The organism is Lentzea sp. CA-135723 (genome assembly GCF_050936595.1).
Taxonomy (GTDB): Bacteria; Actinomycetota; Actinomycetes; order Mycobacteriales; family Pseudonocardiaceae; genus Lentzea.
The window spans coordinates 18,112-44,983 of the sequence record NZ_JBNJMK010000001.1; the positions used below are offsets into that span (position 1 = coordinate 18,112).

A 26,872-nucleotide genomic window follows, 5' to 3' on the forward strand; every position below is an offset into this window, starting at 1 on the left:
ACTCCTCATGCTCGGCCGACCGGAGCGCCGCGTGATCTCGGCCGGGTCTGAGACGAGATCATCTCACCGACGGGACCACATCGGGGTCAGGCCCGTCGTTTGGTCCAGACGTCGTACGCGACGGCCGCGAGCAGGACGAGGCCCTTCACGAGCATCACGCGTTCGCTGGGCGCGCCGATCAGCGACATGCCGTTGTTGATGACACCCATGATCAGGCCGCCGGTGATCGCGCCGACGACCTTGCCGACACCGCCCTGCACCGCCGCTCCGCCGATGAACGCGGCCGCGATGGCGTCGAGCTCGAAGGCCGTGCCCGCGGTGGGACCCGCCTGGTTGAGCCGGCCCGCGAAGATCACGCCGGCCAGTGCGGCCAGCACGCCCATGTTCACGAACACCCAGAACGTGACGGCCTTGACCTTCACCCCGGACAGCGTGGCGGCCTGCAGGTTGCCGCCGATCGAGTAGATGTGGCGGCCGAACACCGAGTTGTTGGCCATCAACGAGTAGCCGAGCGCCAGCGCCGCCAGCAGCACCAGCACCCACGGCAGGTTGCGGAACCGGGCGAGCTGCACGACGACCGCCATCACGACGACGGCGACGCCCGCGATCTTGAGCACGAACACCGGCATCGGGTCGACGGTCTGGCCGTAGCCGAGCCGGGCCGCGCGCTTGCGCCACTGCGACAACGCGAACCCGGCCACGAACAGCAGGCCCGCCAGCAGGCTCACCAGGTCGGCGCCGCCGAGCGGGCCGAGGCCGACGTTGCCGAGGTAGCCGCCGGTGAACCCGTTCGCGAGCGACCGGATCTCGTCCGGGAACGGGCCGATGCCCTGGTTGCCCAGCGTGGTGAGGGTGAGCGCGCGGAACACGAGCATGCCCGCCAGCGTCACGATGAACGCCGGGATGCCGAAGTACGCGATCCAGTAGCCCTGCGCCGCGCCGATGACCGCGCCGGACAACAGGGTCAGCAGCACCGCCACCGGCCACGGGAGTCCCCAGTGGACGGTCAGCACCGCGCAGATCGCGCCCGTCAGCGCCACCGTCGAGCCGACCGACAGGTCGATGTGCCCGCCGATGATCACCAGGATCATGCCGATCGCGAGGATCAGCACGTACGAGTTCTGCACGATGATGTTCGAGATGTTCTGCGGCTGCACCAGCGCGCCGTCGGTCAGCACGGTGAACAGCACGACGATCAGCGCGAACGCGACGTAGATGCCGGACTGCCGCAGGTTGATCGAGAACCGGCGGGACGGCGCGGGCGGCGCGGTGGCGGGAGCGGGCGCGGTCTTGGTGGTCATGAGCTCTGTCCTCGTGTCATGTACTGCATCAGCCGTTCCTGCGTGGCCTCCTGCCTGCCGACCTCGCCGGTGACGCGGCCTTCCGAGAGCGCGTACACGCGGTCGCACAGGCCGAGGAGCTCCGGCAGCTCCGAGGAGATCACCAGCACCGCGCGGCCCTGGGCGGCGAGGTCGTTGATGATCGAGTAGATCTCGTACTTCGCGCCGACGTCGATGCCGCGCGTCGGTTCGTCGAGGATCAGCACGTCCGGGTCGGTGAACATCCACTTGGCCAGCACGACCTTCTGCTGGTTGCCGCCGGAGAGCGTGCCGGTCGGCGTCGACACCGCGGCCGTGCGGATGCCCATCGAGCGGCGGAACCGTTCCGCGACCGTGTACTCCTCGTTCTCGTCGACCCAGCCGCGGGTGGCGAGTTTCCGGAGCGCGGCCGCGGAGACGTTGCGCTGCACGCCCTCGATGAGGTTGAGCCCGTAGCGCTTGCGGTCCTCGCTCACGTACGCGAGGCCGTGCCGGATCGCGGCCTGGACCGTTCTGGTGTCGATCTCCTCGCCGTCCTTGACGACTCTTCCGGAGATGTTCACGCCGTAGGAGCGGCCGAACACGCTCATCGCGAGCTCCGTGCGGCCGGCGCCCATCAGGCCGGCGAGCCCGACGATCTCGCCGCGCCGCAGCGACAGCGTGGCGTTGTCGACGACGACGCGGTCCGGCTGCGCGGGGCTGTGCACGGTCCAGTCCTCGATGCGCAGCACCTCCTCGCCGATGTCGGGGGTGCGCGGCGGGAACCGGTGTTCCAGGTCGCGGCCGACCATGCCGGCGATGATCCGTTCCTCGCTGAGGCCTTCGGCGGGCAACGTCTCGATCGTCCTGCCGTCGCGCAGCACCGTGACGGTGTCGGCGATCCTGGTGACCTCGCCGAGCTTGTGGGAGATGATCACTGACGTGATGCCCTGCTCCCGCAGGCCTTCCAGCAGGTCGAGCAGGTGCTGCGAGTCGTCGTCGTTGAGCGCCGCGGTCGGCTCGTCCAGGATGAGGAGCCGGACCTCCTTCGACAGCGCCTTGGCGATCTCGACCAGCTGCTGCTTGCCGACGCCGAGGTCGTCGACCGGTGTGGTCGGGTTCTCCCTGAGCCCGACGCGGTCGAGCAACGCCTGGGCCTCGTGGTTGGTGCGGTTCCAGTCGATGAACCCGCGCCGGGCCTGTTCGTTGCCCAGGAACAGGTTCTCCGCGACCGAGAGCCGGCCGCACAGGGCCAGCTCCTGGTGGATGATCACGATGCCGCGCCGTTCGCTGTCACGAACTCCGTGGAACGCGCACGGCTCGCCTTCGAAGAGGATGTCGCCTTCGTACGTGCCGTGCGGGTGCACCCCGGACAGCACCTTCATCAACGTGGACTTGCCGGCGCCGTTCTCCCCGCAGATCGCGTGGATCTCACCGCGCCGCACGGTCAGCGAGACCTCGTGCAGCGCGGTGACCCCCGCGAACCTCTTGGTGATGCCGCGCATGGTGAGGATGTCTTCGGGCACGGCGTGTTACCTGAGCTGGTCGGCGGTGTAGTAGCCGGAGTCGATCAGTTCCTTCTGGTAGTTGGCCTTGTCCACCGGCACCGGCTGAAGCAGGAACGACGGCACGACCTTGACACCGTTGTCGTAGTCCTTGGTGTTGTTGACCTCGGGCTTGCCGCCCTTGAGGACCGCGTCGGCCATCTTCACCGTGACGTCGGCGAGCTGGCGGGTGTCCTTGTGGATCGTGGAGTACTGCTCACCGGCGATGATGGACTTCACCGAGGCGACCTCGGCGTCCTGCCCGGTGACGATCGGGTAGGCCTGCCCGGCCGTGCCGTAGCCACCGCTCTTGAGCGCGGAGAGGATGCCGATCGAGATGCCGTCGTACGGCGACAGCACACCGTCGACCTTGGCACCGCCGTAGGTCGAGGTGAGCAGGTCCTCCATGCGCTTCTGCGCGGTCGCGGGGTCCCAGCGCAGGATCGCGACGGTCTTGAAGTCCTTCTGCCCGGACTTGACCGTCAGCTTGCCCTGGTCGATGAGCGGCTGCAGCACGGACATGGCGCCGTTGAAGAAGAACGTGGCGTTGTTGTCGTCCGGCGACCCGGCGAACAGCTCGATGTTGAACGGACCCTCGCCCTTGGTCTTGAGCCCGGCGAGCAACGAGTTCGCCTGCTCCACGCCGACCTTGGCGTTGTCGAACGTGGCGTAGTAGTCGACGTTGGGGCTCTTGCGGATGAGCCGGTCGTAGGCGATCACAGGGATCTTCGCGTCGGCGGCCTGCTGCAGCTGCGACGTGATGGCGGTGCCGTCGATCGAGGCGACGATCAACAGCTTGGCACCCTTGGTGATCTGGTTCTCGATCTGGTTGGCCTGGGTGGGGATGTCGTTCTCCGCGTACTGGAGGTCGACCTTGTACCCCTTGGCCTCCAAGGCCTTCTTGATGTTGTCGCCGTCGTGGATCCAGCGTTCGGACGACCGCGTGGGCATGGTGACGCCCACCAGCGCGCCCTCGGCCGATCCGCTCTGCTGGTCGATGGTCTTCTCCGCCGAACCGCAGGCGGCGAGGGTGACGGCGAGTGCGGTGGTGGCCGCGATCCGGGCAAGCCTCATTGCTTCTCCTCGATGGCACCGACAGGCAACAGTGCTGTAGCCGGGGAGTGTTATCGCTAACAACTGGCCCGTCAAGTTCCATCTGGATAACGCCAGGTCGTGCCTGTTAGCGCTCACAGGGAGCGCTCCCGCGCGGCCTTGGGTTAGAGGTGGGGGACCAGGAGAAGAGTGAGAGGCGGGGCGGAAAGCGAGTTGCGAGTCGAAGGAGCGAAAGCGGGAGGGGCGCACGTCTCCGCAGTGGTTCCCGCGCAGTCGACGTGCCGCCTGGCCGGTCTGTCCCGAAAAGGTCCTCGCGCCCTTCGCGTCGTCCTCACCCCCGCGTCGGCCTTCGCCCCCTCGCCCCCTCGCGACAGTCCGCGACCCGCCGCGTTTCTCCCCCCGAACAGCCGTGCGCCCGCCGCCACGAAGTGGGCAGCGGGCGCACGTCCCTGGTCCGGTCAGGCGGTCCGGCAGGTCTTCCCGTTGATCGTGAAGACCGTCGGATCGGCCCCCGAACCCGATCCGTTGAATCCGATCTGGACGGACTTCCCCGGCTCCACCCGCCCGTTCCACGACATGCTGGTCGCCGTCACGTCACGCCCGCTCTGGCTCCACGTCGCCGACCACCCGGAGGTGACCCGCTGCGTGCCGGGCAGCGCGAACCCGAGCTTCCACGACGTCCAGGCCGCGGTGCCGGTGTTGGTGATCTTCACCTGCGCGGACAGGCCGTCCTGCCACCGGCCCGCGCCGAAGCTCACCTCGCAGCCGCCGGCGGGCGTGGTGGTGCCGGACTTCTCCGCCGCCCAGCCGGAGACCCAGGCGAGGGCGGAGTTCCAGTTGATCGCCACCTCGTTGACCGAGTAGGCGCCGATGTCGTCGACCCAGCACTTCTGCTGCGGGCAGCCTGCGAGCAGGCGTTGGGCGACCGGGTCCTGCAGTGCGCTGTTCGGGCCGCCGGACAACGAACCCGGAGGCGCGATCGGCAGGGTCGGGTCGTTCTGGTGCGCCCAGAAGCGGTGGTGGGCGTTGGTCATGGCCTGGTCGCCGTAGCCCGCCACGTACGACGTGCTGAGCGGGTTGCGGCCGAGGACGTAGTGCAGCGCCTCGAAGACGCCGTCGCGGTACTTGGCGGCGCCGGTGAAGTCGTGGGCCAGCGCCAGCACCTGGGCGTTGTTCAGGACCGTGGAGTTCGAGCCCCAGACGTAGCCGGCGGTGCTGTTGTCGTACGGCGCCGCGTAACCCATGCCCGCCATGGCCGTGAGGTGCTGGTCCGCCACGGTGGCGAACGCCGACTTGATCGCCGACACGTCCGCCGCGGGCAGGCCCGACGGCACCAGGGCGAGGGTGATGTCGCCCAGGGGAGCGGTGCCGCCCCAGTGGAAGCCGCCGCGGTTCAGGCTCGCCGCCTTGTAGTGCGGGGAACCGGTGACGTCGGTGCGGTAGGCGGCGTCGCCCGTGGTCGCGTACAGCTCGGAGGCGGCCCAGTAGAACTCGTCGCTGACCGTGTCGTCGCTGTAGGCGCCGCCGCCGGTGCCGTCGTTCGGGTCGGCGAGCTTGGCCGGGTTCGCCTTGGCCGCCGCGTAGGCCTTGCGGGCTGCCGCGAGCGAGGAAGCCGAGTAGGCCGGGTCGATGGTCTTCCACAGCCGGGACGCCTGCGCGGCGACCGCGGCCAGGTTCAGGGTGGCGGCGGTGCTGGTCGCGGAGAGGCGGCGCGGCTGGTCGTCCAGTTCGGGACGGGTGGGCAGCGCGGTCCAGTTCGCGTCGTGGATCTTGTGGTGCGCCATGCCGTCGGGCGCCTGCATCTTCAGCAGGAAGTCGACCTCCCAGCGCGCCTCGTCGAGCAGGTCTGGCACGCCGTTCGCCTTCTCCGGGATGTTCAGGGAGCCGTCGCGGTACGCGGACGCGTCACCGACGCGAACCGCGCGTTCGTAGGCGTTCAGGAGTTGCCAGGTCGCGATGCCGCCGTTGACCACGTACTTGCCGTGGTCGCCCGCGTCGTACCAGCCGCCGCGCACGTCGAGCGTGTAGCCGCACGCCAGGTCAGCGCGGCACGGCACGTTGTTGTCGCCCTGGTTCGGCGCGACGTTCAGGTGACCGGCCGGGCGCGCGTACTCGTCGCCCACGTACTGCGCCTCGATCGGCGTTCCGCTGCGCTGGTGGTAGAAGAACGCGAGCGAGTCGTAGCGCAGCCTCTTCACGGGATCCGCGGAGATGTCGAACGGGAAGCTCGCGTCCTCCCCGACGGACAGCGTGTAGCCGGTGCCGGCCGTGTCGAACGACGAGAAGTCGATGAGGTGCACCGAGTCGCCGGAGGTCGCGTCCGCACCCTTGGGCGTGCTCTGACCGGTGGCCACGGCCACGCCCGCCGAGTTCTTCAACGTCCACGTCTGCGGGGTGGTCGCGGAGGACACGAGCGTCGCCCGCTTGGGCAGGCCCGGCACGTACGCCACGAGGTCCACCTGGACCTTCCGCGCCGGGTTGGGGTTCACGCCACCGGGCGGCTTCACGCCCCCGACCAGCGAGACGTTGTCGACGCAGATCGTGTTGTCCGCGGGCTGACCGCCGAGCTGGAACGCGACCTGGCCGTTCCCGGCATCCGGGAAGTCCAAAGTGGACGTGAACGTGAACGAGAACCGCTGCTTCTCCGTGGAAAGCGTGAACTGCCGGCTCGCGATCCCGCGATACGGACTGACGCTCTCCCCGGCGGCGGCCGTGATCGGCTGCGCGACGGACGCACGGGCGTCGAACGAGAACGTGTAGGACTGGCCGGTCTCGAACGGCACGCCGTTCTGGCCGATCAGCGCGTCCCAGGGGTTCGTCGTGCCACCGGTGACGGCCGCGCACAGCTCACCGCCGGTCACGCGGTTCGTCACGCCCGCGCCCGCCCACCAGGGGTCGGCGCCGGTGTCGAACGTTCCGTTGAGCACGCGCTCGTAGTCCGCCGCCGCGGCCGAAGCGTGGAGTGAGGCCGCCGTGAGCGTCGCGAGCAGGGTCGCGGCGAGCAGGCGAGAAGGTTGCGATCTCATGCGATGAGGTTCTCCGTCCTCGTCGACGGGCTTCTGGGAGCGCTCCCAGAGGCACCGTAGGGCGAGGCGTGGACGGGCTACAAGCCCTGAGTCGTCACCGGTCGAATTCGACGGGCGATTCGACTCGAAGCGAACCGGGGGATCAGGTGAGGAGGCGGTCGGCGAGGTCGTGCCACCCGGCCTCGATCCGCTCCAGCGACATGCCGTGCGAGCGGACGAGGTGGTCGGCCAGCACGACGTCCACCGACGACAGCAGCGTGTGGGCGAGCAGGTCGGCGTCCGCGTCCGGGAGGACCTCGCGCACCAGCATGGCGACGTGCCGGTGCCGCAGCTGGTCGGCGGGGACGGCGTACCGGCGGTCGGGCGGTGGTTCGGCCGCCAGGTAGAGGTCGAGGTGAGCGTGCTCGTGGCGCAGCAGGGCCGGGCCGAACGCCCTGAGCCTCGACGCCGCGTCCGCTCCGGGGCCGAGCGGCGGCGGCCCGCTCAGGAACGCCTGCTGGAACTGGATCTCGGCGTGGTCGAGCAACGCCCGCAGCAGCCCGTTGCGGTCGCCGAAGCGCCGCGACACCGTGCCCTTGCCGACGCCGGCCTCTGCGGCCACCGACTCCATCGTGATCGCCGCGGCGCCGCGGTCCGCCGCGATCCTGGCCGCGGCTTCCAGCAACAACGCGCGGTTGCGCACCGCGTCGGCGCGCAGTCGCCCGTCGGGACCCGCGAGGGGGAGAGGTGTGCTCTCGATCACCTGAGCAGCCTAGCCGGAAGATAAACGGGCCGCGTCCCGTTTAGGCTGTAGTCGTTCCACCACAGTCTGCATCTGGGAGTCACGTCATGGCCGTCCGCATTCTCACCCTCGTCGGCAGCCTCCGGTCGGGTTCGCACAACCGCAGGCTCGCCGAGGCCGCGGTGCAGATCTCCCCGGACCACGTCGAGATCGGGTTGTTCGAGGACCTGGGCACCATCCCGTTCTACAACGAGGACATCGACGCCGAGGGCACCGTTCCGGCCGCCGCCACGAAGCTGCGCGAGGCCGCCGCGGACGCCGACGCGCTGCTGCTCGTGTCGCCCGAGTACAACGGCACCATCCCCGCCGTGCTGAAGAACGCCATCGACTGGCTCTCGCGCCCCTACGGCGCGGGCGCGCTGTCCGGCAAGCCGGTCGCCGTCGTCGGCACCGCCTACGGCCAGTACGGCGGCGTGTGGGCGCAGGACGAGGCCCGCAAGGCCGTCCGGATCGCCGGTGGCGTGCCCGCAGAGGACCTGACCCTGTCGATCCCCGAGTCGGTCGTGCGCTTCGCCGAGCTGCACCCGGTCGACGACCCCGAGGTCACCGAGAAGCTGTCCGGTGTCATCGAGGGACTGGCAGCCCGAGCGGCCGCCACGGTCTGACCTTCCGGCCAGGAATCCTTGCCCTAAGCGCTCGCCCGGCGAACCAGGGAAGTCGGCAGCAGCACGGACTGCGGCAGCTTCTCCTCGCCGGCGAGCTCGGCGAGCAGCCGCCAGGTCAGCGTCCGGCCGAAGCCCTCCACGTCCTGCCGCACGGTCGTGAGCGGCGGCACGGCGGTGGAGGCGAGCACGGAGTCGTCGAACCCCACGACGGCCACGTCGGCGGGTACGCGGTAGCCGCGTTCCTGCAGCACCCGCAACGCTCCGAGCGCCATGATGTCCGCGGCCACGAACACCGCGTCGAGGTCGGGGGCGCGGCGCAGCAGCTGGAGCATCGCCAGCGCGCCGCTCTCGGGCGTGAAGTCGCCGCTGTGCGCCACGAGGTCGACGGGCATGCCGTGCTCGGCGAGCCCGCAGCGCCAGCCGCTCAGCCGGTCCATGCCGACCGCCATGTCGTGCGGCCCGGCGATCGTGGCGATCTTCTGGCGCCCCAGGGAGATCAGGTACCGGACGGCTTCCAGCGCGCCGGTGAAGTTGTCCGCGTCGACGAACGGGACGGAGCCGCCCGCGAGCGGACGGCCGCCCACCACGATGGGCAGCCCCGTCTCGTGCAACGTCCTCGGCAACGGGTCCTCGCCGTGCAGGCTCACGACGAGGGCGCCGTCGACGTGCCCGCCGGTGAGGTAGGCGATCTGGTCCTCACCGTCGAGCGGCTGGTTCATCATCACGAGGAGCTGCACGTGGTGCCCCGCCAGTTCGGCGTGCACCCCGCGCAGGACCCCGGCGAAGAACGGGTCGGCGAGCACCCTGCTGCCGAGCTCGGAGATCACCAGCGCGATCGCGTTGGCCTTGCTGCCCGCGAGGGTGCGCGCGGCGTGGTTGGGGGAGTACCCGAGCAGGGCGATCGCGCGGTGCACCGCCTGGCGCGACCGCTCGCTCACGTACTTCTCCCCGTTGATCACCCGGGAGACGGTGGACTTCGACACCCCGGCGACGCGCGCGACCTCTTCGATGCGCGGGCCGGGGCGCCGACTCCTGCCCTCCGTCATGAGACGGCGACCAGCGCGTTGTCCCTGGCCACCCTGCTGTACCACCTCGCACTCATCTTCGGCGTGCGGATCTGGGTGTCGTAGTCGACGTGGACGATGCCGAACCGCTTCGCGTACCCCTCTGCCCACTCGAAGTTGTCCAGCAGCGACCAGCAGAAGTAGCCGCGCAGGTCGACGCCCGCCTCGATCGCCGCGTAGGCGGCGCGGAGGTGGGAGGCGATGTAGCCGGTGCGGTCGACGTCGTCGATGGCGCCGGTGCCGGAGAAGTCGTCGCGGAACGCGGCGCCGTTCTCCGTGATGTAGAGCGGAAGCTTCGGGTAGTCGTTGTGCACCCGGAGCAGCACGGTGGTGAGCCCGTCCGGCCTGACCTCCCAGCCCATGTCGGTGATGGGGGCGTCGCGGGGCGGGAACGACGCGTGCTGGACCCCGACCCACGGCGACGGCCCGGCGTCGCCGTCGGGGGTCGAGCTGACGTAGTGCTCGGTGTAGTAGTTGACGCCGAGCATGTCGATCGGCGCGGAGATCACGTCGAGGTCGCCGCTGAGCACGTTGGCGCCGAACCCGAACGGCTCCAGGTCCTCCACGATGTCGGCCGGGTACTCCCCGCGCAGCAACGGGTCCAGGAAGATCCGCTGCTGGAGTCCGTCGAGCCGGCGCGCGACATCGATGTCGGCGGGGTTCGAGGGGTCCACGGGGATGATCGGGTACATGTTCAGCGTGATGCCGACCTTGGCGTCCGGCTGGGCGGCGCGGATCGTGTCGGTCGCGAGCCCGTGCGCGAGCAGCAGGTGGTGCACGGCGGCGACGGCGGCCTCCGGCTCCGTGCGGCCCGGCGCGTGGATTCCCCCGGCGTAGCCGAGGAAGGCCGAGCACCACGGTTCGTTCATCGTCGTCCAGGTGGAGACCCGGTCACCGAGCGCCTCGACGGTGGCGGCCGCGTAGTCGGCGAAGCGGAACGCGGTGTCGCGGTTCGCCCAGCCGCCCGCCTCCTCCAGCTTCTGCGGCAGGTCCCAGTGGTAGAGCGTCGGCCACGGCGCGATGTCGTGCGCCAGCAACGAGTCGATGAGCCTCTTGTAGAAGTCGAGGCCAGCGTCGTTGACCTTGCCGCCGTCCGGCCGCACGCGCGGCCAGGCGATCGAGAAGCGGTACGCCTTCAGGCCGAGGTCCGCCATCATGGCGACGTCCTGCTCGAAGCGCCGGTAGTGGTCGGCGGCGGGTTCTCCGCAGTCGCCGCCCACCACCTTGCCGGGCTGCCGGCAGAACTCGTCCCAGATGGAGTCGGTGCGACCGTCCACCGCGGTCGCCCCTTCCACCTGGAACGCGGCGGTCGCGGCTCCCCACAGAAAACCCTGCGGGAAAACAATGTTCTCCATTTTCACCCCTTGACGGCGCCCTGCATGACACCGGCGACGATCTGCCGCCCGAGAACCAGGAACACGATGAGCACCGGAACCGTCGCGAGCGTGGTTCCGGCGAGGACGAGCGAGTAGTCGACGTAGTAACCGCTCTGGAGCTTTTCCAGCGCGACCTGCAGCGTCGGGTTGTCGGCGTTGAGCACCACCAACGGCCACAGGAAGTCGTTCCAGGACTGCATGAACGTGAACACGCCCAGCATCGCGGCGGCCGGCCGGGCGGCGGGCAGGGCCACGTGCCAGAACGCGCGCCACAGGCTGCAGCCGTCCATCCGCGCCGCCTCGACCAGTTCGTCGGGGATGGCGTCGAGCAGGTACTGCCGCATCCAGAACACGCCGAACGCGGTGACGAGGTTCGGCACGATCACGGCCTCGAGCTCACCGGCCCAGCCGAACTCGGCCATCGCCATGTACAGCGGGATGATGCCGAGCTGGGTCGGCACCGCCAGCGTCGCCACCACGAACAGGAACAGCACGCCCCTGCCGCGGAACTTCAGCTTGGCGAACGCGAACCCGGCGAGCGTCGAGAGCAGCACCACCGAGAACGTCACCGTGCCGGACACGATGAAGCTGTTGCCCAGCGCCTTCCAGAACGGGACGGTGTCGAACACCCTGGTCGCGTTGGCGAAGAAGTTGCCGCCGGGGACGAGCGTGAAGTCGCCGGTCAGCACCGCGTTGTCGCGGCTCGCCACGAGGAACGACCAGTAGAACGGGAAGGCGGAGCCCAGCACGAACGCGGCGAGGAAGCCGTAGATCGCGAAGGACGGTCGTCGCATCATTTGACGGCCCTCCTGGTGAGGAAGAAGTTGAGGCCCGCCACGGCGATGACGACCAGGAACAGCACCCAGGCGATGGCGGAGGCGTAGCCGAGGTCGAGACCCTGGAACGCCGACTGGTAGAGGTAGAGCACGACGGTCTGGTACTGGTGCTCCGTGCCGCCGCCGCTGCCGCCGGAGGGTTCGAACAGCTTGGGCTCGGTGAAGATCTGGAGCCCGCCGATGGTCGACGTGACGATCACGAAGATCAGCGTCGGCTTCAGCATCGGGAGCGTGATGCTGAAGAACCTCCTGAGCGCGCTCGCTCCGTCCACGAGCGCGGCCTCGTAGACGTCGCGCGGGATGGCCTGCATCGCGGCGAGGATGATCAGCGCGTTGTAGCCCGTCCAGCGCCAGTTGACCATCGACGCGATGGCGACGTGGCTGCCGAACGTGCTGGCCTGCCAGTCGATCGGGTCGAAGCCGATGCCGGAGAGCACGCTGTTCACCAGGCCGTACTGCGGGCCGAACAGGTTGCCGAAGATGATCGTCAGCGCCACGAGGCTCGCCACGTAGGGGAGCAGCACGCCCATCCGCCACGCCGTGCGGGCGCGCAGGTTGGCGTTCAGCAGCGCGGCGATCACGACCGCGACGACGATCTGCGGGGCGCTCGACAGCACGAAGATGCTGAAGGTGTTGAAGAGCGCGTTCCAGAACTGGTCGTCCTCGAACAGCGTCCGGTAGTTCTCCAGCCCGATGAACGCCGGGTCGTCGGCGCCGACCTCCCAGTCGAACAGGGAGACGTAAGCCGTGTACAGCAACGGGAACAGGCCGATGGCCCCGAACAGCACGAAGAACGGTGCGACGAACAGGTACGGCGAGAACTTGGCGTCGGCGTTGGCGAGCCGGTAGCGCCGCGGAGGCCGCGGGTGAGCCTCCTGGGCTCGCCCGCGGTCAACCTTGGAAAGCGTGGCCGTCACTACTTGGCCGCCTTCTGAGCACCTTCGACGGCGGTCTTCCAGGCCTCGTCGGCGTTCTTGCCCTGCTCGACCGACTGCAGCGCCGGGCTGAAGACCGTCTCCTGGATCTGGCCGTCGGCCGGGCCCTTGTACTGCGCGGCCTTGATCTTCTTGGCCTGCGTGGCGAACAGCGCGCCGGCCTTGACGTCACCGAAGTAGGCGTTGGTCTGGTCCAGCAGCTCAGGAGCGTCGAGCGCCTTCACCTGGCTGGGGAACGTGCCCTTCGCCTTGAACGCCTTGATCTGCTGCTCCGGCGCGGTCAGCCAGGCGGCGAGCTCCGCGGCCTTCTGCGGGTTCTTGCTCTGCTTCGGCACCGTCAGGTACGAACCGCCCCAGTTGCCGCCGCCGTTCGGGAACGCGTCGGTGACCGCCCACAGCCCCTTGTTCTCGGGCCCCGCCTGCGACTCGACCACGCCGAGCATCCACGACGGGCACGTCTTGGTGGCGAACTTGCCGAGCTTGAAGCCCGTGTTCCACTCGTTGCTGAACGCGCCGAGCCGCGCCGACTGTCCCTTCGCGACAGCCGCGGTCACGGTGTTCCAGTTGGCCTTGATCGCGGCGTTGGAGTCGACGACCAGCTTGTCCGACTTGTCGTAGTAGCCGGTCTCGAGCTGGTTGTGCATGGCGTTGTAGACCTGCGCGGCGCTGTCGAACCACGCGACACCGGGCACCTTGGCGATGAACTGGTCACCGGCCGCGAAGTACGCGTCCCAGCTCGTGAAGAGCGCCTTGACGCCCTCGGGGTCGGACGGCAGACCGGCCTTGTCGAACAGGTCCTTGCGGTAGCACATGGCCAGCGGACCGATGTCGGTCCCGTAGCCCATGAGCTTGCCGTCCTTGGTGGTGATCGCCTGCGTCTTCCACTGCAGCCAGCGGTCGTCCTCGACCTTCGGGCCGATCTCCTTGAGATCGTTGAACTGCCCGGCCTTCGACATGAACTGGCTGAGGTAACCCTCTTCGACGCCCTCGATGTCCGCGAGACCGGAGCCCGCGCCGAGCTTGGTGAAGAGGTTCTGGTGGTGCGGCTGGCCCTGGCCGGTCTTGCGCTGCGTGATCTTGATGTCCGGGTGGGCTGCCTCGTACTCCTTGAACAGCTCCTCGTACCCGAACTCGTTGAACGTGGCGATCGTCAGCTCGGTCTTTCCGTCCGCGGTCTGGCTCGCCCCGCCTGATCCGCACGCTGTGGTGACGGCGGCTGTGGTGGCGGCACAGATCAGCGCGCTGATCCAACGGTGTCGCACGGGAGAACTCCTCTGGTCTCGGCGGCGGGTTCTGGGAGCGCTCCCAGACGTGGGGGAGTTTCGTCTCGGCTTCGGATGTGTGTCAAGACACACTTCGGGGTATGGGCTTGGGTTTTGGGTGGTGCGGGGTGGGTGACCTCGGGGTTTGATGGCTAGGTCACGGTTTTGAAACCTGGGAGCGTTCCCGGAAATGTTGCCGGTTGGTTAACAGTGCGTGGTGGGGTGGGTACGCAGTGCTTCTGGCCGGGGTTGCTCGGGTTGGTCGCTTTGAGCGGGTGGTCGCGCGGGTCCTGACGGGCGTGTTTTTGTCATCGCCGCTGGCGCGGCGATAGAGATTGGGGCTTGACTTCGGGGCCCTTGCGAGGTGCTTGTCGGACCGGAAAAGGCCGGGAAGAACGCCCGGCCGAGCCACAAGTGGTAGCACCTCGCACCCAAAGTCAAGCCCCAATCTCTTCGGGTGCGTGGCTGGGTTGGGTGGGCAGGTCACCACACCGGTTTTGCGGCGGTGAGAGGGAAGGGCGCCTCGCCTTCGGCTTCGCCAGGCCCTAAAGCCATCCTTGACCCGTCTTGCCTCATCCCGTCTCGCCCAGCCGGACTGTCAGACCCCCCAGGTACGTTGGGTCGCGGGGGAGCCAACATCGAAGGGGACCCCCGCGCGAGCCTGCCTTGCCACGCCGGGCTCCGCGTTCAGTCGCGGCACCTTCGCCTTTGAGACGCCACGGCTCCGCCTTGGGCCGCACGCCTCGGCCTTGAGCCGCCACACCTCCGCCCTGCCCGGCGGCCGAGTCAGGCGCTTGCCCGTCGTACCAGCGAGGTCGGGAGGAGGAGCGACGGCGGGAGGCCCGCGTCGCCCGCCAGTTCGCCCAGCAGGCGCCAGGTCATCGTGCGGCCCAGCTGTTCCACGTCCTGGCGGACGGTGGTCAGAGGTGGGGTGGCGGTGGCGGCCAGCAGGGAGTCGTCGAAGCCCACGACGGCCACGTCCTCCGGGACTCGGCGGCCTCTCGCCTGGAGCACCTGGAGGGCGCCCAGCGCGATGATGTCGGCGGCGGCGAAGACCGCGTCGATGTCCGGGGTGCGGTCCAGTAGTGCGGACATGGCCCTGGCGCCGCTCTCCGGGGTGAAGTCGGCCTCCGCCACCAGGTTGGCGGGCAGGCGGGCCTCGCTCAGGCCCCTGCGCCAGCCGCTCAGGCGGTCCTGGCCCACCGCCATGTCCCTGGGGCCCGCGACTGTCGCGATCTTGGTGCGGCCCAGGGAGACGAGGTGGCGGACCGCGTCCAGGCCGCCGGTGAAGTTGTCCGAGTCGACGTACGGGACCGTGCCGGTGCTCAGGGGGCGGCCGCCTGCCACCACCGGCAGGCCGATCTGCTGCAGGCGGCTCGGGAGGGGGTCCTCGCCGTGGAGGCTGACCAGGAGGGCGCCGTCCACGTGGCCGCCCGCCAGGTAGGCCATGAGGTCGTCGTGGTCCTCCGGGCGGCTGAGCATGAGGAGGAGTTGGATGTGGCGGCCGCTCAGTTCGGCGTGGACGCCTCGGAGGACGCCGGAGAAGAACGGGTCGCTCAGGACTCTGCTGCCCTGTTCGGAGACGATCAGGGCCACGGCGTTCGCCTTGCTGCCCGCGAGGGAGCGGGCCGCCTGGTTGGGGCTGTAGCGGAGGTGCGTGATGGCCGCGGCCACGGCGGCTTTGGCCTTGGCGCTCACGTACTGCTCGCCGTTCACCACTCTGGAGACCGTCGACTTGGACACGCCGGCGAGCCGCGCCACCTCCTCGATGCGCGGGCCGGGGCGTCGGTGCGTCTCCGTCATGACCTCCATCGTAGGGCCGTGAGAGCGCGTTCATGAGTGGGAACGGGGCGGGACGCCTGTGCCGCGCAGAACATCCCGCCCCGAGGTCTAGGGTTCGACGCCCCACGCGAGGGTGCCGGCGGTGTGGGCGGTCACGCGGTCGAAGTCGTTGAGGCTGTTGCTGGTTCGGTAGCTGTGGTCGTTGGACTGGTCGAAAGTGGACCAATCGGACTTCGCGACCCTGAGCTGGATCTCGCCGGTGCTCGCTCCGGCGGCGAGCGCGCCCGAGGTGAAGGTGACCTCCAGGTACGCGTCGGCGCCGGGGCGGGCAGGGGAGACGGCGACCACGCGGGTCCGGACGTTCGCGCAACCCGGCTGGGCCCAGTCGCACCACGCCTGGTAGCCGGGAGCGTTGTCGCCGGTGAACCAGTAGCGCAGCGAGGTGGTGGTCAGGTTCAGGGGTGTGGTGCCGCGGTTGGTCAGCTGGAGGGTGGCACCGATCTGGCTCGACGTGGCCGCGCCGGAACCCTTGTGCTGCACGGACAAAGCGCTGGTAGCACCCGGAAGTGTGCGAACCGTGACAGACGCGCTGGAAGCGGACACGTTGCCCGCGGCGTCACGGGCGCGGACCGCGAGGGTGTACGGGGTGTCCGGGGTCAGGCCGGTGAGTAGCAGGCCCGCGGTGGTGGAGGAAGCCAAGACGGTGCCGGAGCTGAGCACGTCGTAGCCGGTGACGCCCACGTTGTCCGTCGACGCCGTCCAGTTCAGCGCCGCGCTGGAGGAGCGGACGTCGGTCGCGGTCAGTCCACTGGGGACGGACGGGGCCTGGGAGTCCTCGGTGCCGCCGGTGGGTTCGGTGCCCCAGACGACGCCGTTCTGCCGCAGGACGACGCGGTCGGTGCGCAGGACGGCGTTGCCCGTGCCGAGACCCGTGTAGGACCAGTCGTTGGCGGGATCCCAGGTGCCGCTGCTGGTGATGCGGAACTGGACCTCCTTGCGGTACGCGGACTGGCCGGCCGGCGCCACGCCGGTGCACGGGATCTCGACGTAGTAGATCGAGCCGCGGAGCTGCTGGGGACCACTGGCCGTGCCGCACTGGTTGTAGTTCGTCGTCACCGCGATCTGCTGCGGAGTCGTGGCGCCGTCGAGGGTGAAGTAGTAGCGCAGGGTGCCGTTGAACGTCCGCGCCGGCCACGCGCTCCTGTTCAGCACGAAGGCCTTGACCTCGGTGAACTGGGCGGCGCTCTGGTTCACCGACGCCTCGACGGTGAGCTCCGGGCCGTCCGGGGTCTCGGCTACGGGGAACGACGTGAGCGGGGTGCCGCCGTACTCGCCGTAGAGCCGGGCCAGCGCACCGGTGAAGCCCGCGTTGTAGTCGAGGGCCACCTCGTTCATCACGTAGTCGGAGCGGCTGTCGGTGTAGGCGTCGTTGTTGGTGCTGGGGCCGCCGACCAGGGCGCCGTAGAGCACGTGACGGCTGGTCGCCGGCTCCTGGATGCTGTCGGCCCACGAGCCGTGCGCGCCTCGGTGGTGGGGGTTGCGCGGCGGGTTCGTGCCGAAGCCGACGACGTAGCTCGCGCCGCGCGGGTTGTCGCCCAGGGCGTAGTTGATCTGGCGGACGCCGAAGTCGTGGTAGGTCCTCGCCCGAGAACTGTCGCGTGTGGACAGCCAGTCGGAGTAGGTCAATGCGGCGAACGCGGTGTTGGCCGCGTAGCGGAGCGATCCCCAGCTGTCCAGCACCGCCTGGCCGCCGGGGGAGTAGCGGACGCGGTTGCCGTTGTAGCCCGTGGTCCAGAAGTCCAGCCAGCGGTTGGCGTCGGTGACGTAGGTCTGCTCGCCGGTCAGCTTTGCCATCAGGACGTAGGCACCGTACGACTTGTCGTCCCAGGCGATGGTCCACTTGTAGGAACGTTCGGAGCTCTGCGGTTCGGTGCCGAGCTTCACGTACTCGGTCTTCGCCTTCGTCAGGTACGCCGCGTCACCGGTGGCGCGGTGCAGCCAGATCGCACCCCACACCAGCTCGTCCTGGTAGCCGCTCCACGAGTTGTAGAAGTTCGCGGCGTCGGTGATGCACGAGCTGTACTTGCCGCGGTAGGTGTCCGCGAACGCGTAGAGCTGCTTGGCGTGCGTGACCAGGGTCGCCGCGTAGGTGGGATCGGTGTCCTTGAAGACCATCGAGGCCGACGCCATCGCCGCCGCGTACTCGCCCGCGAGGTCGGAGCCGGGGCACGAACTGTCCACTTTGTACGACGGACGCGCCATCGGCATCACCTCGGGCGAGCCCCACCAGGCGTGGTCGGGGTTGCCCGCGCCGACCTGCCCGTAGACGACGTTCGGCGACGGGTGCGCCTTGATGATCCAGTCGGTGCCGTGCCGCAGGTTCGCCAGCAGGTGTGGGAGCTGGCCGGAGCTCGCGTACGCGGCCCGGTTCTCCACGGCTCCCCAGGCGAGCATCGACACGCTGAACGCGAACGGCAGCCCGAACTTCACGTGGTCCCCGGCGTCGTAGAACCCGCCGGAGAGGTCGAGGCCGACGTCGGAGCCGTCGCGCACGGCCGAGTCACCGCGCCAGCCGACGCGGTTGGTCGCGGGCAGCACCCCGGAGTGCTGGGCGTCGTAGAACCAAACGGACTTCTGCAGCGCCTCGCCGTAGTTGAACGCGGGCGCGGCGGCCGCCGGTGACACCAGCGGACCGGCGCTCGCGAGCACCGCGACGAGGACGGCTGTCACAGCTCTGAACATGCGGCGGCCTCCGGAAGGTGGGCTGGGAGCGCTCCCAGAAGGCGAACTGTAACGGTCACGAAAGCGTTGTGGCAGAACGACTTCGCATTCGACGTCGAATCGACGGCGCGACTTCCTCGGCGGGGTGCGGATGGTTACAGTGCGGCCACCTGGGAACGTTCCCAGGACAGGGGAGGTGCGCTGTGCCCGGAGGGCGTTTCGCCGTGCTGGCAACGGTTCTCGCCGTCGTGACCGCCGGTCTGGTGACGGGCGCGAGTGCCGCGGCCGGCTGCCGGGTCGACTACGCGGTGCCCAGCCAGTGGCAGGGCGGGTTCACCGCGAACGTCACGGTCACGAACCTCGGCGACCGCGTCGACGGCTGGCGGCTCACCTGGTCCTGGCCGTCGGGCCAGCGGGTGACCCAGGCCTGGAACGCCACCGTCACGTCATCGGGAGCCGACGTCACCGCCGTGAACGCCGGGTACAACGCCGTGATCGAGCCGAATGCGAAGGCGTCCTTCGGCTTCAACGGCAGCTGGTCGGGCGCGAACACGGCTCCTCAGGCGTTCTCGCTCAACGGCGTCGCGTGCACCGGCGACCCCGGCACCCCGCCACCGGGCGACGCGATGGCCCAGGTCGCGGCCATGCAACCGGGCTGGAACCTCGGCAACACCCTCGACTCCACGGGCAGCGACGAGACGTCCTGGGGCAACCCGCGCGTCACAGAGGCCCTGCTGGACAACGTGAAGGCGCAGGGTTTCAAGAGCATCCGCATCCCCGTCACCTGGGGCCAGCACCAGAACGCGGCGCACACCATCGACGCCGCCTACCTGGCCAGGGTCAAGGAGGTGGTGGGCTGGGCGCTCGCGGACGGCTTCCAGGTGATGATCAACATCCACCACGACTCGTGGCAGTGGATCTCGGCCATGCCGGCCGACCGGACCGGCGTCCTCGCTCGGTACAACGCCATCTGGACCCAGCTCGCCACGGCCTTCAAGGACTCCCCGAAGCAGCTGGTGTTCGAGAGCGTCAACGAACCGCAGTTCACCGGCAGCTCGGGCGACGCCCAGAACGCCCAGCTGCTGCACGAGCTGAACGCGTCGTTCCGCACGATCGTCCGCGGATCGGGTGGCACCAACGCGACGAGGCTGCTCGTCCTGCCGACCCTGCACACCTCGTCGGACCAGGCGAGGCTCGACGAGCTGTCGACGTCGATCAGCGGGTTCGGCGACCCGAACGTGGCCGCCACCGTGCACTACTACGGGTACTGGCCGTTCAGCGTGAACGTCGCCGGCGGCACCCGCTACGACGCGACCGCCCAGAAGGACCTGACCGACTCGTTCGACCGCGTGCACACCACCTTTGTCGCGCGCGGTGTGCCGGTGATCCTCGGCGAGTACGGCCTGCTCGGGTTCGACCGGCACACCGGGACGATCGAGCAGGGCGAGAAGCTGAAGTTCTTCGAGCACCTCGGCTACTACGCGAGGTCCAAGAAGATCACGACGATGCTCTGGGACAACGGCCAGCACCTCGGCCGCACGTCCTTCCAGTGGAGCGATGCGGAACTCGCCGCGCAGCTCAAGGCGAGCTGGACCACCCGCTCCGGCACCGCGTCGACCGACCAGGTGTTCAGCGCGAGGTCGAGCGCCGTCACCGCCAAGACGATCACGTTGAACCCCAACGGAACCACGTTCACCGGCCTGCGCCAGGGCACGACGGACCTGGTGCGCGGCACCGACTACACCGTCTCCGGCGACCAGCTCACCCTGACCGCCGCGGCGATGACCAGGCTGAGCGGAGCGCGCAACTACGGCACGAACGCCGTGCTGAGCGCCCACTTCTCGGCCGGCGTGCCGTGGCGGGTCAACCTCGTCACCCACGACACGCCCGTGCTGTCCGCGTCGACCGGCACCACCGCGGCGTTCTCGATCCCGACGAACTTCCGCGGCGACCTGCTCGCCACGATGGAGGCGAAGTACGCCGACGGGTCGAACGCAGGGCCGCACAACTGGACGTCCTTCAAGGAGTTCGACCGGGCTTTCGCTCCAAACTACGCGGCGGGCACCACGATGCTGACTCCGGAGTTCTTCGCCGAGGTCACCGACAACGCGCGGGTGACGCTGACGTTCCACTACTGGAGCGGTGCCACCGTCACCTACGACGTCACCAGGTCGGGCACCGCGGTCACGGGGACTCCGTGACCTTCAGGCCGCGCCGCAACGCCTCGACCTCGTCGTCGAACATCCGCACCGAGATCGCCGCGCTCGCCACCAGCGACGAGCCGTGGAACGTGCCGGGGTAGAGGCGCAGCTCGGTCGGCACACCGGCGTGCGAGAGACGGCGCGCGTACTCGACGCCCTCGTCGCGCAACGGGTCGAACTGGCACGTCGACACGAACGTCGGCGGCAGGCCGCTCAGATCGGTCGCGCGGGCAGGGGCGGCGTACGGCGAGACGTCGTCCCCGCCCGGCTCGCCGCCGAGGTAGGCGGTCCAGCTGTAGATCGCGTTGGGGTGGTTCCAGATCGGCGTGTCGACGTAGTCCGTCATCGACTGGGTGCCGAGCCGGTCGTCGAGCTCGGGGATGCCGAGGAACTGGAAGCACAGCTCGGGACCGCCGCGGTCCCGAGCCATCAGCACCGTGCCGGCGGTCAGCCCGCCACCCGCGCTCTCACCACCGATGCCGAGCCGCGCAGCGTCGATGCCGAGCTTGTCCGCCTTCTCGGCGGTCCACTTCAACGCCGCGTAGCAGTCCTCGACCGGCGCGGGGAAGGGGTGCTCGGGCGCGAGCCGGTAGTCCACCGACACGATGACGATGCCCAGCTCGTCGGCGATGCGCAGGACGTGCGCGTGGAACGTGTCGAGGTCGCCGAGGACGAACCCGCCGCCGTGGACGTAGACCAGCCCGGGCACCAGGCCCTGGCGGTTCGCCGGGCTGTAGATCCGCACCGGCACGTCGGGCGAGCCGGACGGACCGGGCACCGCGACGTCCCTGATGTCGACGGGGTTCCTCGGCTCGTAGGCGGGCATCATGTCGGCGAGCTGCGACTGCTCGCTGCGCGCGGCCTGCAGCGCCTCGTAGTCGGGCAGGGCCACCTTCGGCAGCATGTCGAGCCAAGGCAGCAGTTCGGGATCGACGTTGTAGCTCATGCCCTCAATCCTCGACGCGGGGCGGCGGCGCGGACAGCCGACACGTGGCGGGCGATTCCGCCACCCGGCCAGCCACCTGGCGGGTCGCGGTCGTGCGACCTCACCGTCCACTCCCGACTCCTGGCCGATTCCTGAAGCGAGAGAAATTCCATCGGAAAAGGAATCGAAGCGCTCGAAAGAAGCAACTGACTGCTGCATTGTGACGCTTTGGTGAGGGACGCGGTCGTGATAGCTCGTTGTGGTGCGGGAGAAGCGGTTCCGCGTTGAGCCATTCGGGGTGCGCCAGTAACGAGGATTTCCTGACATGCGACTCTCGCGTGGGTAGAGTTGGTTTTTCGGCGGATCAAGGGGAGCGGTATGCGGGGTTTGCGCACCGCGTGGCTGATACTGCTGTTGTGCGTATTCGCCGTGGGCGTTCCCGGTGCCGCCGTGGCCGCCCCCGATGACGCGGAAGTGGCTTTCTGCCTGGCCGCCGCCCAGCGCGCCGCGCTGCAGGAGACCGCCCAGGTGCTGGAGTTGCGGCCGGAGGCGGACCTGGCCGGCTGGCGCAAGAACAAGGCCGCCGACTTCAACCGCGCCTGCGAGGCCCTTTACGGCGCCCAGAAGACACCTCAGCCGGACTGGTTCACGGTCGCGCTGCCGTTCCTCACCGGCGCGGTGGGAGCGATGCTCGCCTTCGCCGCCGCCGCGTGGTGGGACCGGGTCAACCGCGGCCGGGTGCTCGCTGACGCCCTGCGGCTCGCGGTGAAGGAGTTCCACGAGGAGGCGTCGTCCTACCTGCACGACTGGCGGCCGGCCCGGCCGGACGCCGAGTTCGTCGCGAAGCGGAGCAGGCTCGAGCACCAGCTCGCGGTCGTGGGCGCGGAGCGGCGCCGGTGGAAGAAACCGGACCTGCTCATCGCCCAGCTGACCACCGGGCGGTTCGGGCGTGACATGGCCGCAGGGTGGGACGACAACACCGAACAGACCAGGGCCGAGCGCAAGGGATGCGTCGCGGCCCTGCCCGAGCTGCGCAAGGACCTGCTCGCCGTCTCGGCGGTGCTGACGTCGCCGTTGCAGAAGTGGTGGCGCGCGCGATGACGGATCCGATCAACCCCTTCATGCTGCCGGAGCTCGACTCCCCGATGCAGCCGCTGTGCCCGTACGAACATCCCCACCACGAAGACCTCTACGTGCAGGTGGACGACAGCGTCGCGCAGTACGCGAGGTTCCAGGCGGAGATGGGGAGTCTTGCGTCGCTGGTCAGGAACGGGCGACTTGCCCTCGTGACGGGGGACAGGGGATTCGGGAAGTCCGCGACGGTCAACCGCTGCGCCGCCTGGGCGGCACGCACCCTCGAGGCCCGCCACGGGCTGACCACGGCGGTGATCGACGTGACGTCCGCCGTCGGCCGCAACGAGGGTCTCGACGTGCCCACCCGCCTCGCCAGGACCTGCGACAAGTTCTACGACCGCGTGCTGTACGAGGGAACGCCCCTGCTCTCCGCGGAAGGGCTGGCGGAGTTCAAGGAGAGCCGCACCGAACCGGGGCGCGTCTACCCGAACCTCGGCCGCTGGTTGCTCCCCGGCCGCGCGCTCGTCCTCCTGTTGCCCTCGGTGGAACTGGTGCGGGAGGTCGTCACCTACGCCGGGCTGCTGAGCCCACGGGTTCTGTTCCTGTTCGAGTCGCAATGGATCGACAAGAAGGACGAGGCGTCCATCCTCGCTTCGGTGGGCGGTTTCACCATGCCGGTCACGCTCCGTCTCGGAACTCTGGCCGACGGCGACGCGGGGCGTTACGTATCGGCTCGGTTGAACCAGAGCGACGGCCGCGGCCGTTTCCCACGAATGACTGAAAAAACCTCCAGTGCCGCTGGTGAGAAGGTCCGGTCGGTGGCGCAGCTGCAACGAAGTCTGCACAGTACCTATGAATTCCGGCGGCTGCGGGAGCTCAGGTACGAGAACGAGGAGATGGTGACCATCGAGGACTTCGATGCGGCCGACTCCCACAATGTCGTGCACTACGAATCGGGGACGTCATGAGCGGACAGCCTGCCGACTCGTCCAACCGCAACCCGTTCTCGCCCATGGCGGTGGCCAGGCTGGGCGGTTTCGGCGAGGAAGCCCCGGCCGACGTCACGGTGCAGACCGACGCCGTGCGCCAGGCGACGTCCTATCTGGACACCTACCTCGAGGCCCCGGCATCTCGGGTGGACAACCGCCCGCCCGGCAGCGTGCTCGCCATCATCGGCGAGTACGGCACCGGCAAGACGCACCTCGCGCGACATCTGCTCAGGCATGTGGCGACCACGGTGGACGACCCGCTGCGGGCCATGCACATCGAGGCCACCGGGGTCGACCTCTTCGAGTCCTACCAGCGGTTCACGAACGGACTCGACCTCGACCGCGTGCGCAAACGCGTCAGCGACTTCTACGCGGACGTCGTCGCGGAGGAACTGCAGGACACGGGGCTCGCGCACCGCGCGGCCGACCTGCTGCGCGACCGGAAGGTCGAACCGCACAAGGTGGTGGAGCAGCTGCACCTCATGGAGAGCGCGCTGCTGCGCCGGGTGCGGCAGAAACTGCTCGACGTCACGGAGAACGAGAGCTTCGGCATCGCGCTGACCCTGCTGCTGCGCCCCGGTTTCGACCGCGCCGTGTGGAGCTGGCTCACCGGGGCGAAACCAGAGCCCGACCCGATCCTCGTCGAGCGCGACATCACCAGGCCCATCGCGAGCGACGTGGACGTGCTGGAGGCGATGGGGGTCTTCGCGCTCCTGTTCGGCGGCGAGGAACGCCGGTTCCTGCTGGTGATCGACGAGTTCGACAAGATCCTCTGGGCCGACCGCCCTGACAACGGGCCCGTGCTGCGCGCGTTCCAGCGCATGCTGGAGATCTTCACCAACGCGGGCGCGTTCCTCGTCCTGTGCGGTCATCCCGACTTCCTGGAGCTGATCGACGACAGCGTCAAACAGCGCATCACCTACCTCATCAAGACCGCGGGGATGAGCACCGCCCAGGTGACGACCTTCATCGAGGAGGTCCAGGAGGCGGAGCTGCGCGTGCGGCGGCTGGCACCGTTCACACCCGAGACCGTCCGGTACATCGTGGCGCTGACCAGCGGCTACGCGCGCAAGGTGATCCGGATGTGCCACGGGCTCTACCACCTGGTGCGCGAACGCGAGTACGCCTACGTCACCGTCGACCTGGTCCACGAGGTCGCGCGCAACCAGCTCGGCGCGCTCAGCTCCGACGAGATCGTCTCGCTCGCGCGGCAGGTCCTCGTCGCCAACGGATGGCCGTACCAGCACGGCTACCACCTCTCGGCCGATCCCGACTCGCGGGCGGACTTCTGGGTGAGCTCCGTCGACAGCGACGGCGGCTGCGCCGTGCTGTTCACCGAGTCCGTGCTCACCGCCACCGACCTCGCCGCCGTCCTGCGCCGGGTGGCCGCGGTGCGTGACGCGAACGGGGGCACCGAGGTCGTGCTCGTCGTGAACGGCGTCGTCGAGGAGGGCTTCGCCGACGACCTGCGGACGGGGCTCGGCACGGAACCACTCGCCTACACCGAGCGCGGCTTCACCGAGGACTTCCGCGCACTCGTCGCGGCGGTGACCCGCCAGGTCCCCGCCGAGGCCGGCGACGATCCCGTCGGCGCGGTGAACCACCGCATCGACCAGGTCGCCCGCCAGCAGTCGAGCATCTACGAGTTCCTGGAACAGCTCGCCGGCCACGTGGACGGCCTGCGCCTGTCGTCGGACCGCCAGTTCTCCACCCTGCAGCACCAGCTCGGCTCGATCGTCCAGGAGCAGCAGCGCCTGCGCACCGAGAGCGAGGGCGAGCCGGTTCCGTCCGAAGTGGACGTCCTGTTCCTCGACGCGATCGCCGTGCTGGAGGAGCTGACCCAGATCGACCTCATGCTGCGGGACGCCTTCGACCCCGAGCAGCGCAACGTTCTCGACGCCGTGCAGCGCAGGCTGCGGTCCTCGCCCGCCTACTTCGAGGCTGTGGGGATCGCCGCTCACCTGACGGTGGCGGTGACGTCGTTCCGCGATCGGGTGGCGGAGTGGCTGAGGTCCGACGAGGTCGCAAGGTCGAGGGGAGCGCTCTCATTGACCGCGGAGAACACTCTCGACCAGATCTGCCAGTCCTACGACGACGTCACCGAGTACCTGCCGTCGTTCAAGTTCGACCCCCTGGTGCAACTGGTGCCCTGGACGGCTCGCGGTGGCACGCTCGCGGACCTGGGCAAGACGTCACGGCGAGCCAGACTGAGTGCCGCGCTGGACAATCTCAGCCCTCGTGTCCGGCGCGCGGCGATGCGGTCGTTGCTCGGCAGCGGAACCTGACGTCTCCCACGCGGGTGGCCGGAAGTGGTCCCACAGCCCGTTGCAGACGGCGTTGAGCACGTTCACCACGACGATCGCCACCGCGATCACCGCGATGGCGCCGGGGAAGTCGGGTTCCAGCAACAACGCCAGGATGATCGCGGTGAGGCCGTTCTGCTGGCCGAGTGCGAGCCGGACCCGGTCTCCGCGCCAACGACGCGGCGTGGTCAGCGCGAACGCCGTCACGATCTGAGAGAGGTATGCGGCGGTTCCGAGCACGAGGCCGATGAGCAGCCACCGGACCTCCAAGACCAGCACCAGTCCCATGGCCGCGCAGCCGGTGTACAGGGCGACCTGCGTGGCGGCGTCGACGAACCGGCCCAGCGGTGGCCGGAAGAAGAGTCCGATCAGCGCGATCGCGAGCAGCAGCCCCATCACCACCGCGAAGAACGCCACCGCGAGCACCACGACGCCCATCACCACGTTCGCGACCGTGTGCCACTTCGCCGCGAGCCGGGCGCGCACCTTCAGAAAGCCGTGCCACACCAGGAAAGCCGCCCCGGCGAGCACGAGGTTCCACAGCAGGTTCCACAGGAACGCCGCCAGACCCGCGGACATCACCACGGCACCGTTGCTCGCGTGCAGCGCGAGAGCGGTGAAGTACACGGTGAGCAGGACGGTGATCGGGTCGTCGAACGACGCCCACGCGCTCAGCAACGCCTTGGCGGACGGGGACATCTTCGACTTCGACCGCATCGCCGCCACCGACAGCGGGTCGATCTGGGCGACCGCGATGCCGAGCACCATCAGCCAGGGCTCGCCGAACGCCAGGTACACCACGCCCGCGATCATCACGGACTTGGCGAGCACCCCGAGCGTCACGGCCAGCAGCACGGTGCCGAGCTGGTCGCGGAACTCCGCGATGTCGATGCCGCGGGTGCTCGCGTAGAGCCCGAACCCGAGCAGCGCCGTGACGAAGTACCGGTAGTACGCCGTGGACTCGGCACCGTCCACATCGGCCACGAGGGAGAGCGCGTAGCCGGCGCCGACCGAGGAGAGGAGCGCGAGAGTGCGCCACAACGCGGTCATCCAGGCCCCCTCACCCCGGGAAACCGAGCTTAGCGGGGTCGTGCGGA

General features: G+C 69.2%; 19 protein-coding genes. 5 read left to right on the forward strand and 14 right to left on the reverse strand.

Translation table 11 applies throughout. From position 1 onward, the window contains the following. Positions 1-86: 86 nt before the first annotated feature. The 5 genes from mmsB to ACQEU1_RS00090 all read right to left on the reverse strand — a co-directional run bounded on the left by mmsB (position 87) and on the right by ACQEU1_RS00090 (position 7,663). Positions 87-1,301: a multiple monosaccharide ABC transporter permease gene (gene mmsB, locus ACQEU1_RS00070; protein ID WP_433194807.1), complete on the reverse strand. Its 1,215-nt coding sequence runs from the start codon at positions 1,299-1,301 to the stop codon at positions 87-89. Next, positions 1,298-2,803 (reverse strand): multiple monosaccharide ABC transporter ATP-binding protein, encoded by a 1,506-nt coding sequence (gene mmsA, locus ACQEU1_RS00075; RefSeq protein WP_433211234.1) that lies wholly within the window; start codon positions 2,801-2,803, stop codon positions 1,298-1,300. Before mmsA ends, mmsB begins: the two co-directional genes overlap by 4 nt. Before the next feature lie 27 nt (positions 2,804-2,830). After that, positions 2,831-3,916, reverse strand: coding sequence for a multiple monosaccharide ABC transporter substrate-binding protein (chvE, locus tag ACQEU1_RS00080; RefSeq protein ID WP_433194809.1), 1,086 nt, complete (start codon positions 3,914-3,916; stop codon positions 2,831-2,833). A gap of 437 nt (positions 3,917-4,353) precedes the next feature. After that, positions 4,354-6,921 carry a glycoside hydrolase family 9 protein gene (locus tag ACQEU1_RS00085; RefSeq protein WP_433194811.1) on the reverse strand — a complete coding sequence of 856 codons (2,568 nt, stop codon included), beginning with the start codon at positions 6,919-6,921 and terminating at the stop codon, positions 4,354-4,356. A gap of 142 nt (positions 6,922-7,063) precedes the next feature. Beyond that, positions 7,064-7,663: a TetR/AcrR family transcriptional regulator gene (locus tag ACQEU1_RS00090; RefSeq protein WP_433194813.1), complete on the reverse strand. Its 600-nt coding sequence runs from the start codon at positions 7,661-7,663 to the stop codon at positions 7,064-7,066. Positions 7,664-7,749: 86 nt separating this feature from the next. Between ACQEU1_RS00090 and ACQEU1_RS00095 the strand changes: the two genes are divergently transcribed. Next, positions 7,750-8,307 carry an NAD(P)H-dependent oxidoreductase gene (locus ACQEU1_RS00095; protein ID WP_433194815.1) on the forward strand — a complete coding sequence of 186 codons (558 nt, stop codon included), beginning with the start codon at positions 7,750-7,752 and terminating at the stop codon, positions 8,305-8,307. 23 nt (positions 8,308-8,330) lie between these two features. On the opposite strand, the gene ACQEU1_RS00100 is transcribed toward ACQEU1_RS00095, so the two are convergent. From ACQEU1_RS00100 to ACQEU1_RS00130, 7 genes are all read right to left on the reverse strand, one after another. Further along, on the reverse strand, positions 8,331-9,353 hold the full coding sequence (locus ACQEU1_RS00100; RefSeq protein ID WP_433194817.1) for a LacI family DNA-binding transcriptional regulator: 1,023 nt from the start codon (positions 9,351-9,353) through the stop codon (positions 8,331-8,333). Next, complete coding sequence (locus ACQEU1_RS00105) at positions 9,350-10,726, reverse strand: GH1 family beta-glucosidase (RefSeq protein ID WP_433194819.1); 1,377 nt, start codon at positions 10,724-10,726, stop codon at positions 9,350-9,352. The genes ACQEU1_RS00100 and ACQEU1_RS00105 overlap by 4 nt, the downstream gene beginning before the upstream one ends. A gap of 2 nt (positions 10,727-10,728) precedes the next feature. Beyond that, positions 10,729-11,544 carry a carbohydrate ABC transporter permease gene (locus ACQEU1_RS00110; RefSeq protein WP_433194821.1) on the reverse strand — a complete coding sequence of 272 codons (816 nt, stop codon included), beginning with the start codon at positions 11,542-11,544 and terminating at the stop codon, positions 10,729-10,731. Next, on the reverse strand, positions 11,541-12,500 hold the full coding sequence (locus tag ACQEU1_RS00115) for a carbohydrate ABC transporter permease (protein ID WP_433194823.1): 960 nt from the start codon (positions 12,498-12,500) through the stop codon (positions 11,541-11,543). The genes ACQEU1_RS00110 and ACQEU1_RS00115 overlap by 4 nt, the downstream gene beginning before the upstream one ends. Continuing rightward, the gene (locus ACQEU1_RS00120; protein ID WP_433194825.1) at positions 12,500-13,780 is read right to left on the reverse strand and encodes an ABC transporter substrate-binding protein; all 1,281 of its coding nucleotides are present in this window, start codon (positions 13,778-13,780) and stop codon (positions 12,500-12,502) included. Before ACQEU1_RS00120 ends, ACQEU1_RS00115 begins: the two co-directional genes overlap by 1 nt. 786 nt (positions 13,781-14,566) lie before the next feature. Further along, positions 14,567-15,583 (reverse strand): LacI family DNA-binding transcriptional regulator, encoded by a 1,017-nt coding sequence (locus tag ACQEU1_RS00125; RefSeq protein WP_433194827.1) that lies wholly within the window; start codon positions 15,581-15,583, stop codon positions 14,567-14,569. Positions 15,584-15,670: 87 nt separating this feature from the next. Further along, the gene (locus tag ACQEU1_RS00130; protein ID WP_433194829.1) at positions 15,671-18,292 is read right to left on the reverse strand and encodes a glycoside hydrolase family 9 protein; all 2,622 of its coding nucleotides are present in this window, start codon (positions 18,290-18,292) and stop codon (positions 15,671-15,673) included. Positions 18,293-18,486: 194 nt separating this feature from the next. Between ACQEU1_RS00130 and ACQEU1_RS00135 the strand changes: the two genes are divergently transcribed. Continuing rightward, a complete protein-coding gene (locus ACQEU1_RS00135) occupies positions 18,487-20,484 on the forward strand; it encodes a cellulase family glycosylhydrolase (RefSeq protein ID WP_433194831.1) in 1,998 nt (665 codons plus the stop codon). Here the strand turns inward: ACQEU1_RS00135 and ACQEU1_RS00140 are convergent. Next, positions 20,468-21,430, reverse strand: coding sequence for an alpha/beta hydrolase (locus tag ACQEU1_RS00140; protein ID WP_433194833.1), 963 nt, complete (start codon positions 21,428-21,430; stop codon positions 20,468-20,470). The genes ACQEU1_RS00135 and ACQEU1_RS00140 overlap by 17 nt on opposite strands. Before the next feature lie 357 nt (positions 21,431-21,787). On the opposite strand from ACQEU1_RS00140, the gene ACQEU1_RS00145 reads away from it, so the two are divergent. The 3 genes from ACQEU1_RS00145 to ACQEU1_RS00155 are packed head-to-tail and all read left to right on the forward strand — an operon-like array spanning position 21,788 to position 25,757. Further along, positions 21,788-22,510 (forward strand): hypothetical protein, encoded by a 723-nt coding sequence (locus ACQEU1_RS00145; protein ID WP_433194835.1) that lies wholly within the window; start codon positions 21,788-21,790, stop codon positions 22,508-22,510. After that, on the forward strand, positions 22,507-23,451 hold the full coding sequence (locus ACQEU1_RS00150; RefSeq protein WP_433194837.1) for a hypothetical protein: 945 nt from the start codon (positions 22,507-22,509) through the stop codon (positions 23,449-23,451). Before ACQEU1_RS00145 ends, ACQEU1_RS00150 begins: the two co-directional genes overlap by 4 nt. Then, entirely contained in the window at positions 23,448-25,757 is a 2,310-nt protein-coding gene (locus ACQEU1_RS00155) for a hypothetical protein (RefSeq protein ID WP_433194839.1), read from the forward strand. The genes ACQEU1_RS00150 and ACQEU1_RS00155 overlap by 4 nt, the downstream gene beginning before the upstream one ends. Here ACQEU1_RS00155 and ACQEU1_RS00160 read toward each other — a convergent pair. After that, positions 25,665-26,825 (reverse strand): hypothetical protein, encoded by a 1,161-nt coding sequence (locus ACQEU1_RS00160; RefSeq protein WP_433194841.1) that lies wholly within the window; start codon positions 26,823-26,825, stop codon positions 25,665-25,667. The genes ACQEU1_RS00155 and ACQEU1_RS00160 overlap by 93 nt on opposite strands. Positions 26,826-26,872 lie beyond the last annotated feature (47 nt).

What these genes read in the sequence shown, in the direction of transcription:
- ACQEU1_RS00085 (WP_433194811.1), bottom strand. Translation starts at nt 6,921, where the DNA reads ATGAGATCGCAACCTTCTCGCCTGCTCGCCGCGACCCTGCTCGCGACG.
- ACQEU1_RS00100 (WP_433194817.1), bottom strand. Translation starts at nt 9,353, where the DNA reads ATGACGGAGGGCAGGAGTCGGCGCCCCGGCCCGCGCATCGAAGAGGTC.
- ACQEU1_RS00110 (WP_433194821.1), bottom strand. Translation starts at nt 11,544, where the DNA reads ATGATGCGACGACCGTCCTTCGCGATCTACGGCTTCCTCGCCGCGTTC.
- ACQEU1_RS00150 (WP_433194837.1), top strand. Translation starts at nt 22,507, where the DNA reads ATGACGGATCCGATCAACCCCTTCATGCTGCCGGAGCTCGACTCCCCG.
- chvE (WP_433194809.1), bottom strand. Translation starts at nt 3,916, where the DNA reads ATGAGGCTTGCCCGGATCGCGGCCACCACCGCACTCGCCGTCACCCTC.
- ACQEU1_RS00105 (WP_433194819.1), bottom strand. Translation starts at nt 10,726, where the DNA reads ATGGAGAACATTGTTTTCCCGCAGGGTTTTCTGTGGGGAGCCGCGACC.
- ACQEU1_RS00155 (WP_433194839.1), top strand. Translation starts at nt 23,448, where the DNA reads ATGAGCGGACAGCCTGCCGACTCGTCCAACCGCAACCCGTTCTCGCCC.
- mmsB (WP_433194807.1), bottom strand. Translation starts at nt 1,301, where the DNA reads ATGACCACCAAGACCGCGCCCGCTCCCGCCACCGCGCCGCCCGCGCCG.
- ACQEU1_RS00145 (WP_433194835.1), top strand. Translation starts at nt 21,788, where the DNA reads ATGCGGGGTTTGCGCACCGCGTGGCTGATACTGCTGTTGTGCGTATTC.
- mmsA (WP_433211234.1), bottom strand. Translation starts at nt 2,803, where the DNA reads ATGCGCGGCATCACCAAGAGGTTCGCGGGGGTCACCGCGCTGCACGAG.
- ACQEU1_RS00160 (WP_433194841.1), bottom strand. Translation starts at nt 26,825, where the DNA reads ATGACCGCGTTGTGGCGCACTCTCGCGCTCCTCTCCTCGGTCGGCGCC.
- ACQEU1_RS00140 (WP_433194833.1), bottom strand. Translation starts at nt 21,430, where the DNA reads ATGAGCTACAACGTCGATCCCGAACTGCTGCCTTGGCTCGACATGCTG.
- ACQEU1_RS00125 (WP_433194827.1), bottom strand. Translation starts at nt 15,583, where the DNA reads ATGACGGAGACGCACCGACGCCCCGGCCCGCGCATCGAGGAGGTGGCG.
- ACQEU1_RS00095 (WP_433194815.1), top strand. Translation starts at nt 7,750, where the DNA reads ATGGCCGTCCGCATTCTCACCCTCGTCGGCAGCCTCCGGTCGGGTTCG.